We start from the raw sequence: 15,569 nt of genomic DNA, 5'->3' as shown, positions 1-15,569 counted from the left end.
GGACGTTCTTGATGCCGTTGTTGTACGACGTCGTGTCGTTGACGGTGACCGTCTTCTTCGTGTCGATCTCCTGGATCATCTTCACCGTGGCCTGCGCGAGATCGCGGGTGTTCTTGAAGACCGTCGAGTACTGCTCGCCGGCGAGGATCGACTTGACCGACTCGAGCTCGGCGTCCTGTCCGGTCACGACGGGGAGCTGCTTGCCCCCGCTGCCGTACCCACTGCCCTTGAGCGCGGCGATGATGCCGCGCGACAGGCCGTCGTAGGGCGAGAGCACGCCGTTGACGTCCTTCGTCGAGTACGCCTTGGTCAGCAGGTTCTCCATCCGCTTCTTCGCGACGGCGGCGTCCCAGCGCAAAGTCGCGACGGTCTTGAAGTCGGTCTCCCCCGAGCCGATGACGATGTCGCCGGAGTTGATCTTCGGCTTGAGGACCTCCATGGCGCCGTTGAAGAAGAAGGTGGCGTTGTTGTCGTCGGGCGACCCGGCGAACAGCTCGACGTTCCACGGCTTCGGGGCGCCGCTCGCCTCGAGGCCCTTGAGGAGCGACTCGGCCTGCAGCTTGCCGACCTTGAGGTTGTCGAAGGTCGTGTAGTAGTCGACCGCGTTCGTGTCGCGCAGGAGCCGGTCGTAGGCGATGACGGGGATGCCGGCGTCCTTGGCCTCCTGGAGCGCACCCTTGAGGGCGGTGCCGTCGATCGAGGCCACGACGAGGATCTTGTTGTTCTTGGTCACCATGTCGTTGACCTGGCTGACCTGGGTCGGGATGTCGTCGTTGGCGTACTGGAGGTTGACCTTGTACCCCGCGGCCTCGAGCTGCTGCTTGATGTAGTCGCCGTCCTTGATCCACCGCTCGGAGGTCTTGGTCGGCATCGCGACGCCGATCGTCCCCTTCCCCGCGGGGGCGGCGCCGGCCCCCGCCGACTGGGTCTGCCGACCACAGGCGCTGAGGCTCACGGCCACGGCACCAACGGCGATCGCCGCAACAGTCCTGCGAATCACTGTGTGCTCCATTCTTCGGGTGTCAGCCGGCACTGGCCGGCCGGCTGGGTCATGCTGTCGGTGCACTGCTCGGAACTGCCGTTCGGCGCAGGTGCGGTGACCTGGTGGCGGCGAGGACGCTGCGCTCCCCACCACCAGGGGTCTGGGTGTCGTCAGAGCCGGGCGGCGAGGCGGTGGTAGGCCGCGCTCCAGCGCAGCTGCTGGCGCAGGCTCTCGGGGGTCGTGTCGGCGTCGATGACGACGAGCTCGGTCGAGACCATCTCGGCGAGGTCGCGGAACTCCTCGGTGCCGACGGCGGTCGACAGGACGGTGTGGTGCGGCGCGCCCGCCAGCAACCACGACTCGGCCGACGTCGACAGGTTCGGGCGCGGCTCCCACACCGCGCACGCCACCGGCAGCCGCGGCAGGTCCTCGTCCGGCTCGACGACGTCGATCTCGTTGAGGGTGAGGCGGAACCGGCCGCCGAGGTCACTCATGCCCACGACGACACCGGCACCGGGGGCGGCCGTGAACTTCAGACGCACCGGGTCCTCCCGACCACCGATGCCCAACGGGTGGATCTCCAGGCTCGGCTGCCGGCCCGCGATGCTCGGGCACACCTCCAGCATGTGCGCCCCGAGGATCTTCTCCTCGCCGGGGACCAGGTGGTACGTGTAGTCCTCCATGAAGGACGTGCCGCCCGGCAGTCCCTGCGCCATGGCCTTCGTCGTGCGCAGCAGCACCGAGGTCTTCCAGTCGCCCTCGCCGCCGAACCCGTACCCGTCGGCCATGAGCCGCTGCACCGCCAGTCCGGGCAGTTGGCGCAGCCCGCCGAGGTCCTCGAAGTTCGTCGTGAACGCGGTGAACCCGCCGTCGGTCAGGAACGCGCGCAGACCCGCCTCGATCCGCGCGCCGTAGCGCAGCGACTCGTGCCGCGCCCCGCCCCGCCGCAGCTCGGGCACGACGGCGTACGTCTGCTCGTACTCCGCGACGAGCGCGTCGACCTCGGCGTCGGCCACCGCGTCGACGACCTGCACGAGGTCGTTGACGCCGTAGGTGTTGACCGAGACGCCGAACCGCAGCTGCGCCTCGACCTTGTCACCCTCGGTCACCGCCACGTCGCGCATGTTGTCGCCGAACCGGGCCAGCCGCATCGAACGCAGCTCGGCCACGCCGGCCGCCGCCCGACCCCACGCGCCGATCCGCTCCAGGACGGCCGGGTTGCTGACGTGGCCGGCGACGACCTTGCGGGCCACCCCGAGCCGGGCCCCGACGAAGCCGAACTCGCGGTCACCGTGCGCGGCCTGGTTGAGGTTCATGAAGTCCATGTCGATGCTCGACCACGGCAGCTCCGCCCCCGCCTGCGTGTGCAGGTGCAGCATCGGCTTGCGCAGTGCGTCCAGGCCGGTGATCCACATCTTGGCCGGCGAGAACGTGTGCATCCAGGTGATCACCCCGATGCAGCCCGGCGCCGCGTTGGCCTCGAGCACCGCGGTGTGGATCGCGGCCGAGTCGGCCAGGATCGGCTTCCACACGACCCGCGCCGGCAGCACCCCGCCGGCGTCGATCTCCTTCGCGATCGCCTGCGACTGCTCGGCCACCTGTCGCAAGGTCTCCTCGCCGTAGAGGTGCTGGCTGCCGGTGAGGAACCAGACCTCGCGCGCAGGGGCGGCGGAGCCGGCCGACGCGGCGGGAGTGGTGGTGGCGGTCATGGTGGGTCTCCTTCGTGGGATCCGTCGTGGTGCGACGGGCGTGCACCGGGGCGCACCCCGGGCGCCGGTCAGCGCTGGCCGTAGACGTTCTGGTAGCGGTCGTACAGGGAGTCGACGTCGGCCTGGTCGATGGCGATCGGGGTGCCGAGCTGGCGGGCGATGTGGACGGTGCGCGCGACGTCCTCGCACATCACGGCCGCCTTGACGGCCGAGCGGGCGTCCTTGCCGATGGTGAAGACACCGTGGTTGCGCATGAGCACCGCAGCCGACCGGCTGCTCGTCAGGGTCTCGACGATGCCCCGCCCGATCGAGTCGTCCCCGATGAGGGCGAACGGGCCCACCGGGATCTCGCCGCCGAACTCGTCGGCCATCATCGTCAGCGCGCACGGGATCGACTCGCCCCGTGAGGCCCAGGCCGTCGCGTACGTCGAGTGCGTGTGCACGACGCCGCCGACGTGCGGCATCTCGCGGTAGACGTAGGCCTGAGCGTCGGTGTCGCTGGACGGGGCGAGGTCGCCGTCGACGACACGGCCGTGCAGGTCGCAGACGACCATGTTCTCCGGCGTGAGGTCGTCGTAGGAGACACCGCTCGGCTTGATGACCATGAGGTCGCGCCCGGGGACCCGGGCGGAGACGTTGCCGGCGGTCCAGATGACGAGCTGGTAGCGCGTCAGCTCGGCGTGCAGGGCACACACCTCGCGACGGAGGGACGCGATGGTTGCGTTCACATCCGTGGCCACGCTCACGCAGCCTCACCTCCTGCGCTGGCCTCCTGGGCTGAGGCGGCGGGCGCGGCGCCGGCCGGTGCGGCCGTGCGCGCGGCGATCGCGGTGCGCCGCAAGGCCTTGAGGCGCTTCATGACGTCGTTGCCGCCGCGGCCGAAGTGGTCGTGCAGCGCCACGTACTCGGCGAAGAGCGCGTCGTACGCGTCGGCGGCCGTGTCGTCGGGCACGTAGACGGAGCGGCGCACCTTGCCCATCGCCTCGGCAGCCGCGGCGACGTCCGGGTGGACGCCCGCGGCGACGGCCGCGTGGATCGCCGAGCCCAGTGCCGGCCCCTGCTCCGAGCCGATGACCGACAGCGGCAGCCGCGTGACGTCGGCGTACACCTGCATGAGGAGCGGGTTCTTCGCCAGCCCGCCGGCGATGACGAGCTCGGACACCGGGACGCCGCTGTCGCGGAAGGCCTCGAGGATGACCCGCGTGCCGAAGGCGGTGGCCTCGATGAGCGCCCGGTAGACGTCCTCGGGCCGGGTCGCGAGGGTCTGGCCGACGAGGAGCCCGGACAGCTCGTGGTCGACGAGGACGGAGCGGTTGCCGCTGTGCCAGTCGAGAGCGATCAGCCCGTGCTCGCCGACCGCCTGACGTGCCGCCAGCCTGGTCAGGTACTCGTGCACCGACTCACCGGACTCCGCTGCGGCGGAGACGTACTCGGCCGGGACGCTGGTGCGCGTGAACCAGCCGAAGATGTCGCCGACGCCGGACTGCCCGGCCTCGTAGCCGTAGAGGCCCTCGATGATGCCGCCGTCGACGACACCGCACATGCCGGGCACGTCCCTGAGGACGTCGCTGCTCATGACGTGGCACGTCGAGGTGCCCATGATGGCGACCATCTGCCCCGGCGCGGTGGCCCGGGCCGCCGGGGCGCTCACGTGGGCGTCGACGTTGCCGACCGCCACCGCGATGCCCTCGGGCAGGCCGGTCCACGCCGCAGCCTGGGCGGTGAGCCCACCTGCGCGGGAACCGAGCTCGCCGATCGGCTGGTCGAGCTTGTCCGCGACGAAGGTGCGGAAGTCGGGGTTGAGGGCCGCGCAGAAGTCCTCCGACGGGTAGCTGCCGTCCTGGCGGATGCCCTTGTAGCCGGCCGTGCAGGCGTTGCGGACGTAGGTGCCGGCCAGCTGCCACACGATCCAGTCCGCGGCCTCGACCCAGCGGTCGGTCGCGGCGTAGACCTCGGGGTCCTCCTCGAGGACCTGCAGCGCCTTGGCGAACTCCCACTCGGAGCTGATGAGGCCGCCGTAGCGGGACAGCCAGGCCTCTCCGCGCTGCTCCGCGAGGCTGTTGATGCGGTCGGCCTGGGCCTGTGCTGCATGGTGCTTCCACAGCTTCGTGTACGCGTGCGGGCGGTCGGCCCACTGCGCCAGCTCGGACAGCGGTGTGCCGTCCGCCGTCGTCGGCAGCACCGTGCACGCGGTGAAGTCGGTGGCGATGCCCACCACGTCGGCCGGGTCGATCCCGGCCGCCGCGACCGCCGCGGGAACGGCGTGGCGGAGCACGTCACGGTAGTCGTCGGGCACCTGCAGCGCCCACTCGGGCGGAAGGGGCGCGTCACCGACCGGCAGCCGGTCCGTCACGACCCCGTGGCCGTACTCGTGGACGGCCGAGGCGAGCTCGGCGCCGTCGTCGACGCGGACGACGAGCGCTCGGCCCGACAGGGTGCCGAAGTCGACGCCGACGACGTACCGCCGGCGGTCGGCGGGCGGGGCGGGGGTGGTCATGTGTCTGTGCTCCTGGGGCTGCGGGACTGGCGGGACGGCGCGGTGCTCGCCCGGACGACGAGCTCGGGGTCGATGAGGCTGGGGACCTGGTCGGTCTCTCCGGCGATGACGGCGGTGAGCATCGAGATCGCCTCGTGGCCGATGGCCGTGAAGTCCTGGCGGACGGTGGTCAGCGGTGGGATGAGGTACGCGGCCTCCGGCACGTCGTCGAAGCCGACGACGCTGACGTCGTCCGGCACCGACCGGCCCGCCTCGTGCAGGGCCCGCAGGACACCGATGGCCATCTGGTCGTTGGCGGCGAAGACCGCTGTCACGTCGGGGTTCTCGGCCAGCTCCAGACCCGCGTGGTAGCCGCTCTCGGCGGACCAGTCCCCCGCGACCGGCTCCATCGGACGGTGGCCGGCAGCGACCATCTCCGCGCGCCAGCCCTCGGCCCGCGCCCGGGCCTCCGCCCAGTCGAGCGGGCCGGTGACGTGGGCGATCTCGACGTGGCCGAGGTCGACGAGGTGCCGGGTGACCATCCGGGCACCGGCCACGTTGTCGACGCCGACGGTACGCCTGGCCCGGGTGAGGTCGCCCTCGACGATGACGAAAGGCAGCCGCGCGCTGCGGGACCGGGCCACCTCGAGCGCCTCGTCGTGCCCGGCGATGACGACGATGCCCTCGACGGCGAGCCGGTCGAGGTGGTCGACCGCGGCGTCGAAGCCCTCACGGGTCATCTCGGACAGCGAGACCGAGGAGGCGAAGAACCCGGCCTTGCGCGCCGCGGTGTTGACGGTGCGGTGCACGCTCGTCGGGCCGAACAGCGTCGAGGCGGTGGCGATGATGCCGATCGTCCCGGACCGGCCGCTCACGAGCGCGCGGGCGGCCGTGTTGGGCCGGTACCCGAGCTGCTCGATCGCCTGCAGGACGCGCTCGCGGGTCTCGGGCCGGATGCTCGTGGCGCCGTTGATGACGCGCGAGACCGTCTGGTGCGAGACGCCGGCGAGCCGCGCGACGTCCTGCATGACCGGTGCCCGGGCCGCGGTGTCGGTCATGTCGCCCTCCTCGTGAAGAGGCGCTGCATGACGATGAACAGCAGGAGCAGGGTTCCGATCGCGATCTTGGTCCACCATGAGCTCAGCGTGCCTTGGAACGAGATCAGTGTCTGGATGACACCCAGGACGAGGACCCCGAGAAGGGACCCCAGGACGAGCCCGACGCCACCGGACAGCAAGGTGCCGCCGATGACGACCGAGGCGATGGCGTCGAGCTCCATCCCCACGGCGTGCAGGCCGTAGCCGGAGAGCATGTAGACGCTGAAGAGGAGCCCGGCGATCGACGCGCAGAGCCCGCTGATCCCGTACACCGCCACCTTGACGCGTCCGACGGGCAGGCCCATGAGGGCAGCCGAGGACTCGCTGCCGCCCACCGCGTACACGGTGCGGCCGAAGCGGGTGCGGTGCAGCACCCAGGCGGCCACGGCGACGATGACGAGGGCGATGACGACGCTCCACGTGATGACGACGCCGCCACCGAGCTCGATGGTGCCGGTGGCGAGGGCGCGGAAGAACGGGTCCTTGATGGAGATCGACTCGACGCCGATGACGAAGCACATGCCGCGGGCGAGGAACATGCCGGCGAGCGTGACGATGAACGGCTGGATCTCGAAGTGGTGGATGACGAGGCCCATGACGACGCCGAGGCCGGTGCCGATGCCGAGCACGAGGAGGATGACGACGGGCGCCGGCAGACCGGCGCGCAGGGTCGCGGCCGCGACCATCGTCGACAGGGCCACGACCGCACCGACCGACAGGTCGATGCCGCCCGTGAGGATGACGAACGTCATGCCGACGGCCAGGACGATGAGGAACGCGTTGTCGATGAAGAGGTTCGCGAACACCTGGCCCGACGTGAAGCCCTCGTAGCGCACCGAGCCGGCGCCGAAGAGCAGCACGAACAGGACGAAGGTCGCGACGACGGGGAGCACCCGGCCCGGCACCCTGGGCACGCGCGACAGACCGGGGACGGTGCGGCGCGTGGGCGTGGTGGTCGTCATGGCTGGGCCACCTTCTGCTGGGTGACGGGTGTGGGGTCGGGGCGCTCCACGGAGGGGGCTGGCTGGGCGCCGGGAGCCGAGGACGTCTGACCGGCGAGGGAGTCCGACGTCGTGGTCCCCGCCGTGCCCGTGGTGGACGGACGCCGGCTGCGCCGGAACCGCTCGCGGATGCGGGGCGCCTGCAGGAGGCAGACGGCGAGCACGACGACCGCCTTGAACACGAGCGTCACCTCGGGGGCGATGCCCATCGAGTACACGGTCGTCGTCAGCGTCTGGATGATGAGCGCACCGACGAGCGTCCCTGCCAGCGAGTAGCGGCCGCCGGCGAGCGAGGTGCCGCCGATGACGACGGCGAGGATGGCGTCCATCTCGATCCACAGGCCGGCGCTGTTGGCGTCGGCGGCGCTGACGTTCGAGCTGATCATCAGGCCGGCGACCCCGGCGCACAGGGCCGCGAAGACGTAGACGGTCCAGATGATGGTGCGCGAGCGGATGCCCGCCAGGCGGCTCGCCTCGGGGTTGATGCCGACGGACTCGATGAGCAGCCCGAGGGCGGTGCGACGCGTGACGAGCGCGACGCCGACGAGGACCGCGAGCGCCACGAGGATGGCGATCGGCAGCACGAGGAAGCCGGCCCCGATCTCGCCGAAGGGGTCGTTGCGGACCGTGATGATCTGGCCGTCGGTGACGAGCATCGCGATGCCTCGTCCGGCCGTCATGAGCACGAGCGTCGCGATGATCGGCTGGATGCCGAGGGCGGAGACGAGCAGGCCGTTCCACAGGCCGAGCACGACGCACAGCGCGAGCGCGAGGAGGACCCCCCGGACCGCCGCTCCCGCGCCCGTCGGGTCGGACGAGCCGACGATCGTCGTGCACGCGACGGCGGCGGCGATGGCGGCGACCGCGCCGACCGACAGGTCGATGCCGCGGGTCGCGATGACGAGCGTCATGCCGAGGGCGATGAGCAGGGTCGGCGCACCGTTCTTGAGGATGTCGACGAGGCTGCCGTAGAGGTGGCCGTCCTGCAGGCGCACGGCGAGGAACTCGGGGTTGCTGACGGCGTTGGCCGCGAGGAGGGCCACGAGCGCGACGAGGGGCCAGAGGAGCCGGCTCCCGCGGAGGCGCTGGGCCGCTCCCACGCGCCTGGCGCCGCCGGCGGCGGGGGTCGTCGTCATGAGGCCACCTGCTCGGTCAGGGCGACCCCGTCGCCGGAGCCGGTCCCGGTGGCGGGGTCGGCCTCGGCGATGAGCCGCAGGATGTCGTCGACGGTCGCCGATGCGTCGAGCTCGGCCACCTTCGTGCGGTCCTTGAGGACGACGACGCGGTGCGAGAGGCGCGCCACCTCCTCGAGCTCGGCGGAGATGTAGACGACGGCCATGCCGTCGGCCGCGAGCTGGGCGACGAGCTTCTGGATCTGCGCCTTGGCACCGATGTCGATGCCTCGGGTCGGCTCGTCGAGGATGAGCAGCCGGGGTCGGGTCACCAGCCAGCGCGCGAGAAGGACCTTCTGCTGGTTGCCGCCCGACAGGCGCCCGACGATGGCGTCGGGGTCGGCGGGACGGATGTCGAGCGTCTCGATCCAGCGGGCGACGAGCTCGTCCTTGGTCCGGCGAGGGATGGGCCGGGCCCAGCCGCGCGCGGCCTGCATCGCGAGGACGAGGTTGTCGCGGATGGACAGGTCGGCGAGGATGCCCTCGCCCTTGCGGTCCTCGCTGCAGAAGGCGATGCCGGAGGCGATGGCGGCGCGCGGGGTGCGCAGCGAGATCCCCTTGCCGCCGACCCGCAGGGACCCGGAGTCGGCGCGGTCGGCGCCGAAGAGCAGGCGCGCCAGCTCGGTGCGGCCGCTGCCGAGCAGGCCGGCGAGCCCGACGACCTCGCCGGCGCGGATGGTCAGGTCGAACGGGGCGATCGAGCCGCGTCGACCCAGGCCCGTGGCCTCGAGGACAGGCGGCGCGTCGGACGCCCCCGAGCCGGCGTCCTCGGCGAGCCGCTCGACCTCCTCCAGGACGCCGAGCTCGCGGCCGATCATCGCCGACACGAGCTGGATCCGGCTCAGGTCGCGGGTCAGGTACTCGCCGACGAGGCGGCCGTTGCGCAGGACCGTCATCCGGTCGGCGATCTCGTAGACCTGCTCGAGGAAGTGCGAGACGAAGAGGATGGCGACGCCCTGGTCGCGGAGGTGGCGCATGATCCGGAACAGCTCGGCGACCTCGTCCTGGTCCAGGCTCGAGGTGGGCTCGTCGAGGATGAGCACCCGCGCGTCGACGGCGACCGCGCGGGCGATGGCGACGAGCTGCTGCACCGCGATGGGGTGCTCGGCGAGGACCGATCCGGGGTCGATGCGCAGGCCCATCTGGGCCAGCAGCTCGGCGGCCCGGGCCCGCGTCGCGCCCATGTCGATGGCACCGAACCGATGCGGCTCGCGGCCGAGCAGGATGTTCTCGGCGACGGTGAGGTTCGCGCAGAGGTTGACCTCCTGGTAGACCGTGGCCACACCGGCCGCCTGGGCCTCGCCCGGTCCCGAGAAGCGCACGCCCGACCCGTCGAGCTCGGTCGTGCCCCTGGTCGCGGAGTACACGCCGGTCAGCACCTTGATGAGCGTGGACTTGCCGGCGCCGTTCTCGCCCATGAGCGCGTGGACCTCGCCCGGCAGGAGGCGGAAGTCGACGTCCTGGAGGGCGACGACGCCGGGGAACTCCATCGTGATGCCGCTCATCGCGACGACGGGGCGGGCTTCGTCCGGTGGCCGCGTGCTCGGCGTGACCGTCATGGCGTGTCCTTCGGTTCGGATGCGGGTGGGTGGTGGTGGGTGCTGGGGTGGGTGGCGCCTCGGGCGTGCCGGGCGGTCGCCGTGGGCCCCGCGCCGGTGGTGGTGGACGGCCCCCGCCACCACACCCGGAGGGTGACGGGGGCCGCCGTCTGGGAAGGTCGGCGCGTGCGCCGCGCGACCTCAGTACTTGCGCGAGGGCAGGGCCGCCTTGGCCTGCTCCTGCGTGAAGGTGGTCTCCTGGGTGACGACGCGCTCGGGCACCGACTGGCCGGCGACGACCTTCTTGGCGAGGTCCATCAGCTGGTCGCCGAGGAGCGGGCTGCACTCGACGATGTAGCTGATCTTGCCGTCGGCGAGCGCCTGCATGCCGTCGTGGACCGCGTCGACCGAGATGATCTTGATGTCCTTGCCCGGGACCTTGCCCGCGGCCTCGATGGCCTCGATGGCCCCGAGCGCCATGTCGTCGTTGTGCGCGTAGACGACGTCGATCTTGGGCACCGACTTGAGGAAGGCCTCCATGACCTGCTTGCCGCCGGAGCGGGTGAAGTCGCCGGTCTGCGAGGCGACGACCTTGATCTGCGGGGCGGCCTTGATGGCGTCGGCGAAGCCCTGCTTGCGGTCGATCGCCGGTGCGGCACCCGTCGTCCCCTGCAGCTCGACGACGTCGACCTCGCTCTTGCCCTGGCTGTCCTTGACGAGCCAGTCGCCGGCCTTCTTGCCCTCGGCGACGAAGTCCGAGCCGAGGAAGGTCTTGTAGAGCGTCTTGTCCTCGGAGTCGACCGCGCGGTCGGTGAGGATGACGGGGATGTTGGCGCGCTTGGCCTCGAGCAGGACGGTGTCCCAGCCGGTCTCGACGACGGGGCTGAAGGCGATGACGTCGACCTTCTGCTGGATGAAGCTGCGGATCGCCTTGATCTGGTTCTCCTGCTTCTGCTGCGCGTCGGAGAACTTCAGCTCGATGCCGGCCGCCTTGGCCGACTCCTGGATGTTCTTCGTGTTGGCCGTGCGCCAGCCGCTCTCGGCGCCGACCTGGGCGAAGCCCATGACGATCTTGCCGCTCTTGGCACCGGCGCCGGCACCCGCGCCGGTCGCCGCGGTGCTGCCGCCGCCACAGGCCGAGAGGGCGACGAGCGCCACGGCTCCGACGGCCACCGGAAGGATCTTCTTCAGCACTGAACTTCCTCCAAACTTCGGGCGCCCTCATTGGCGCCTGGGTGCGGCCGACCTCCTCGTCCGCCGTGGCCGCCAGGCCACTTGGAGCAAGAGTGTGAGCGTTAACATTCACCGCCGTCAAGTCCTTCCTCGAACTTTTTCAGCCCGCTTGACGGCTTCTCTGAGCCTGCTATGTTAGCGCTCACTTTCGTGAGCAGGGCAGCTCCCGACCGGTGCTGCCCCGTGCGCGGAGGACACCCGGACGCATCACCGCCCTTGCCCTCGACCACGAAAGGTCCCCCAATGAGCCACGCACGCGTCGTGGCGGGTCTCGCGACCGGCGTCCTCGGCGTCGGTCTGCTCGCAGGCCTGCCGAGCGCCCGGGCAGCCACGCCCGAGCCCCTCGACTACCGCGTCACCGTCGACCCGTCCCGGTCCGGACCCGCCATCGACCGCTCGATGTACGGCGTCTTCTTCGAGGACATCAACCGCGCCGCCGACGGCGGTCTCTACGCCGAGCTCGTCCAGAACCGCTCGTTCGAGTACTCCCCCACCGACAACCGCGGCTACACCGGCCTCACCGCGTGGAGCACGTCGGCGAGCTCCGGCGGAAGCGGCACGGCCACCACGGTCGACGACACCGACCGGATGAACGAGCGCAACCGCACCTACCTGCGCCTCACGCTCACCAACCCCTCCGGCGGGCGCTACGGCCTGGCCAACGCCGGCTACAACACCGGCGTCCGGCTGGAGGCGGGCAAGACGTACGACTTCAGCGTCTGGGCCCGCACCGACGCCGCGTCGGGCACTCCGCTGACGGTGACGCTCCGTGACGCCGCCCGGACGACGACGTACGCCACCCCGCTGGACGTCCAGGTCGACGGCGACACGTGGCGCCAGTACCGCGGGAGCTTCGTGGCCACCGCCTCGACGACGAGCGGACGTCTCGCCGTGGAGGCCGGCGGAACCGGGACGCTGCGGCTCGACATGGTCTCGCTCTTCCCGCGGGACACCTACAAGGGCCGCGTCAACGGTCTGCGCAAGGATCTCGCCGAGAAGGTCGCCGCCCTGCACCCCGGCTTCGTGCGCTTCCCGGGCGGGTGCCTCGTCAACACCGGCAGCATGTACTCCTACGACGCCGAGCACGGCTACCCGCGGGCCCGCAGCTACCAGTGGAAGGACACCATCGGCCCGGTCGAGCAGCGCGCGACGAACGCCAACTTCTGGGGCTACAACCAGTCCTACGGGCTCGGCTACTACGAGTACTTCCAGTTCGCCGAGGACATCGGTGCGATGCCGGTGCCGGTCGTCCCAGCCCTCGTCACCGGGTGCGGGCAGAACCGTGCCACCGTCGACGACGCGCTGCTGCAGCGGCACATCCAGGACACCCTCGACCTCATCGAGTTCGCCAACGGACCCGTCACGAGCGAGTGGGGCGCCAAGCGCGCCGCCATGGGCCACCCGGCACCCTTCGGCCTGAGCCGGATCGCCATCGGCAACGAGGAGAACCTGCCTGACGCCTACTTCGCCAACTTCGTGAAGTTCGAGGCCGCCATCAAGGCGCGGTACCCCGACGTCACCGTGCTGTCGAACTCCGGCCCCGACGACACCGGCACGACCTTCGACCGGCTGTGGTCCCTCAACAAGGACCACGGCACGGCGATGCTCGACGAGCACTACTACAACAGCCCGGACTGGTTCCTGCAGAACAACGCCCGCTACGACGGCTACGACCGCCAGGGCCCGAAGGTCTTCCTCGGCGAGTACGCCTCGCTCGACAACAAGCTGCGCAACGCGCTCTCGGAAGCCGCCTTCATGACCGGCCTCGAGCGCAACGCCGACGTCGTCAAGATGGCCTCCTACGCGCCACTGCTGTCGAACATCGACTACATCCAGTGGAAGCCGGACATGATCTGGTTCGACAACAACGCCTCGTGGGGCTCGACGAGCTACGAGGTGCAGAAGCTGTTCATGAACAACGTCGGTGACGCCGTCGTGCCGAGCACGGCGAGTGGGGCCCTCGCCCAGGCCAGGCCGATCACCGGCGCGATCGGCCTGTCGACGTGGGCCACCGCGGCCAGGTACGACGACGTCACGGTCACCGGCGCGGACGGCTCGCCGCTGTTTCGCGACGACTTCTCCGGCGACGCGTCCGCGTGGAGGCCACTGGCGAACCGCGGGACGTGGTCGGTGCAGGACGGCGCCTACGTCCAGTCCGACACCGCCGCCCAGGACACCCTCGTCACGGCGGGCGACCCCGCGTGGCACGACTACGACCTGAGCCTCAAGGCGACGAAGACGGCCGGGGCCGAGGGCTTCCTCATCGGCTTCGGCGTCAAGGACTCCGGCAACTTCTACTGGTGGAACCTCGGCGGCTGGAACAACACCCAGGGCGCGGTCGAGAAGGCCACGAACGGAGCCAAGCAGACCCTGCTCGCCAAGCCGAACACGGTCGAGACCGGCCGCACCTACGACGTGCACGTCAAGATCCGCGGCGGCCAGGTCGAGCTCTACCTCGACGGGGCGCTCTGGGGCAGCTTCCGCGACGACGCCGTGACCGAGCCCTTCGCGCAGGTCGTGACCCGGGACACCGCCCGGAACCAGCTCGTCGTCAAGGTGGTCAACGCCCAGGCAGCCCCGGCCCGCACCACGATCGACCTCGGTGCCGGCACGCGGGTCGTGGGCAAGGCCGAGATGACCGTCATCTCCGGCGATCCCGAGGCCCAGAACACGCGCAGCGCCCAGCCCGTCCAGCCGATGACGACGACGATCAAGGGCGTCGCGCCCACCTTCACCCGCACCTTCGACCCGAACTCGGTGACCTTCATCCGGGTCCAGCTCAAGTGAGGCCGACCATGAACGACGCACGCATCCAGCTGCACCGGGCCATCGCACGGCGCACGCTCCTACAGGGCGGGCTCGCCCTCGCCGCGGCGGGACTCGCCGCCCCGGCCCTGTCCGGAGACGCGCTCGGTGCCCCGACCCCACTGCGCACCGACGCCGAGGTGTACGGCGCGCCGACCGTCAGTCCACTCGTCTGGCAGCGGGCCGACCCCTTCGTCACCCCGCCGGTCGACGGCACGTACTGGTTCACCGGCTCGGTCCCCGAGTACGACCGGCTCGTCGTCAGGGGCGCCCCGACGATCGCGGGCCTCGGCTCGGCTGCCGAGTCGGTCATCTGGCGTCGGCCCACCAGCGGCCAGATGGGGGGCCACATCTGGGCTCCCGAGCTGCACCGGATCGACGGGCGCTGGTACGTCTACTTCGCCGCCGGTGACGCCGGCAACGTCTTCAACATCCGCATGTACGTCATGGAGTCGAGCCTCGCCGACCCGCGCGAGCCGGCCGGCTGGGGTGCACCTCGACAGATCATGACGCCGTGGCTGTCCTTCGCGCTCGACTCCACGACGTTCGAGCTCGCGGGCCGCCGCTACCTCGTGTGGGCCCAGAGCGAGCCGGAGATCGCCGTCAACACGAGCCTGTACATCGCCGAGATGGCCTCGCCCTTCGCCCTCGCCACGGACCCGGTCCGCATCGCGACGCCGACCCTCCCGTGGGAGGTGCAGGGGTTCAAGGTCAACGAGGGCCCGGCCGTCCTCGTGCGCAACGGGAAGGTGTTCGTCACGTTCTCGGCCAGCGCGACCGACGCGCGGTACTGCATGGGCCTGCTCACGGCCGACGCGTCCGCGAACCTGCTCGACCACCGGTCGTGGACCAAGAGCCCCGACCCGGTGTTCACGACGAACGAGCAGACGCGCCAGTACGGCCCGGGCCACAACAGCTTCACCGTGGCCGAGGACGGCGTCACCGACGTGCTCGTCTACCATGCCCGCGACTACCGCGACATCGTGGGCGACCCGCTCTACGACCCGAACCGGCACGCCCGGGCGCAGCGCCTCTACTGGCACCCGGACGGGTCCCCCCTGTTCGGGGTGCCGGTGGGCGTCGGGGGGCCGATCGTGCGGCTCTCGCCGGGCGACGCGTCGACGTCGTTCGTCCGGCACGTCGAGTACGGGCTGCGCGTCGACGCGGACGTGCGCGAGCTGGCCGACAGCCAGTTCCGCTTCGTCGCGGGGCTGGCCGGCGGCGACACGGTGTCGCTGCAGTCGGTCAACTTCCCGGACCGCTACGTGCGGGTCAGCGGGACGAGCCTGCGCATCGACCCCGTCGACGCCGTCGACACGGCGGGCTCGTTCGCCGCCGAGGCGAGCTTCGTCCGGCTGCCGGGCCTCGCCTCGCCGAAGGGCGTGTCGCTGCGGTCGGTCACCGACCCCTCGGCCTACGTCCGCCACGACAAGGGCCGCCTGACGGTCGGTCCCGCGTCGGGCTCGAAGACGACCTTCCTGCTCAGCTGACCCACCGGTGCCGGGCGGCCCCGACAGGCCTGTCTCTTATACACATCTGACGCTGCCGACGACGGA

At 71.0% G+C, this 15,569-nt stretch carries 11 protein-coding genes; 2 read left to right on the top strand and 9 right to left on the bottom strand.

Annotated features, from left to right (window positions below; translation table 11 throughout):
• The 9 genes from ACPYOM_RS15255 to ACPYOM_RS15215 all read right to left on the bottom strand — a co-directional run.
• The coding region (locus ACPYOM_RS15255; RefSeq protein ID WP_481346611.1) for a substrate-binding domain-containing protein at positions 1–871 on the bottom strand (871 nt) is incomplete at its 3' end.
• A 281-nt stretch (positions 872–1,152) separates the two neighbouring features.
• The gene (gene araA / locus ACPYOM_RS15250; protein ID WP_481346610.1) at positions 1,153–2,691 is read right to left on the bottom strand and encodes an L-arabinose isomerase; all 1,539 of its coding nucleotides are present in this window, start codon (positions 2,689–2,691) and stop codon (positions 1,153–1,155) included.
• A 68-nt stretch (positions 2,692–2,759) separates the two neighbouring features.
• On the bottom strand, positions 2,760–3,431 hold the full coding sequence (locus ACPYOM_RS15245) for an L-ribulose-5-phosphate 4-epimerase (RefSeq protein ID WP_481341418.1): 672 nt from the start codon (positions 3,429–3,431) through the stop codon (positions 2,760–2,762).
• A gap of 2 nt (positions 3,432–3,433) precedes the next feature.
• Entirely contained in the window at positions 3,434–5,188 is a 1,755-nt protein-coding gene (araB, locus tag ACPYOM_RS15240; protein WP_481346609.1) for a ribulokinase, read from the bottom strand.
• Positions 5,185–6,225: a LacI family DNA-binding transcriptional regulator gene (locus tag ACPYOM_RS15235; protein ID WP_481346608.1), complete on the bottom strand. Its 1,041-nt coding sequence runs from the start codon at positions 6,223–6,225 to the stop codon at positions 5,185–5,187. Before ACPYOM_RS15235 ends, araB begins: the two co-directional genes overlap by 4 nt.
• Positions 6,222–7,226, bottom strand: coding sequence for a galactofuranose ABC transporter, permease protein YjfF (gene yjfF / locus ACPYOM_RS15230; protein ID WP_481341415.1), 1,005 nt, complete (start codon positions 7,224–7,226; stop codon positions 6,222–6,224). Before yjfF ends, ACPYOM_RS15235 begins: the two co-directional genes overlap by 4 nt.
• Entirely contained in the window at positions 7,223–8,401 is a 1,179-nt protein-coding gene (locus ACPYOM_RS15225; RefSeq protein ID WP_481346607.1) for an ABC transporter permease, read from the bottom strand. The genes yjfF and ACPYOM_RS15225 overlap by 4 nt, the downstream gene beginning before the upstream one ends.
• The gene (locus tag ACPYOM_RS15220) at positions 8,398–9,996 is read right to left on the bottom strand and encodes a sugar ABC transporter ATP-binding protein (protein WP_481346606.1); all 1,599 of its coding nucleotides are present in this window, start codon (positions 9,994–9,996) and stop codon (positions 8,398–8,400) included. Before ACPYOM_RS15220 ends, ACPYOM_RS15225 begins: the two co-directional genes overlap by 4 nt.
• A gap of 180 nt (positions 9,997–10,176) precedes the next feature.
• Positions 10,177–11,169: an ABC transporter substrate-binding protein gene (locus ACPYOM_RS15215; protein ID WP_481341412.1), complete on the bottom strand. Its 993-nt coding sequence runs from the start codon at positions 11,167–11,169 to the stop codon at positions 10,177–10,179.
• Between the two features lie 282 nt (positions 11,170–11,451).
• Between ACPYOM_RS15215 and ACPYOM_RS15210 the strand changes: the two genes are divergently transcribed.
• Both ACPYOM_RS15210 and ACPYOM_RS15205 read left to right on the top strand, forming a co-directional pair.
• Positions 11,452–13,995, top strand: a complete 2,544-nt coding sequence (locus ACPYOM_RS15210; protein WP_481346605.1) for an alpha-L-arabinofuranosidase C-terminal domain-containing protein — start codon at positions 11,452–11,454, stop codon at positions 13,993–13,995.
• Positions 13,996–14,003: 8 nt separating this feature from the next.
• Positions 14,004–15,503, top strand: coding sequence for a family 43 glycosylhydrolase (locus tag ACPYOM_RS15205; RefSeq protein ID WP_481346604.1), 1,500 nt, complete (start codon positions 14,004–14,006; stop codon positions 15,501–15,503).
• Positions 15,504–15,569 lie beyond the last annotated feature (66 nt).

The sequence above is a fragment of the Monashia sp. HAY1-2A genome, assembly GCF_056755315.1.
This window is presented reverse-complemented; position numbering and strand designations above follow the sequence as displayed.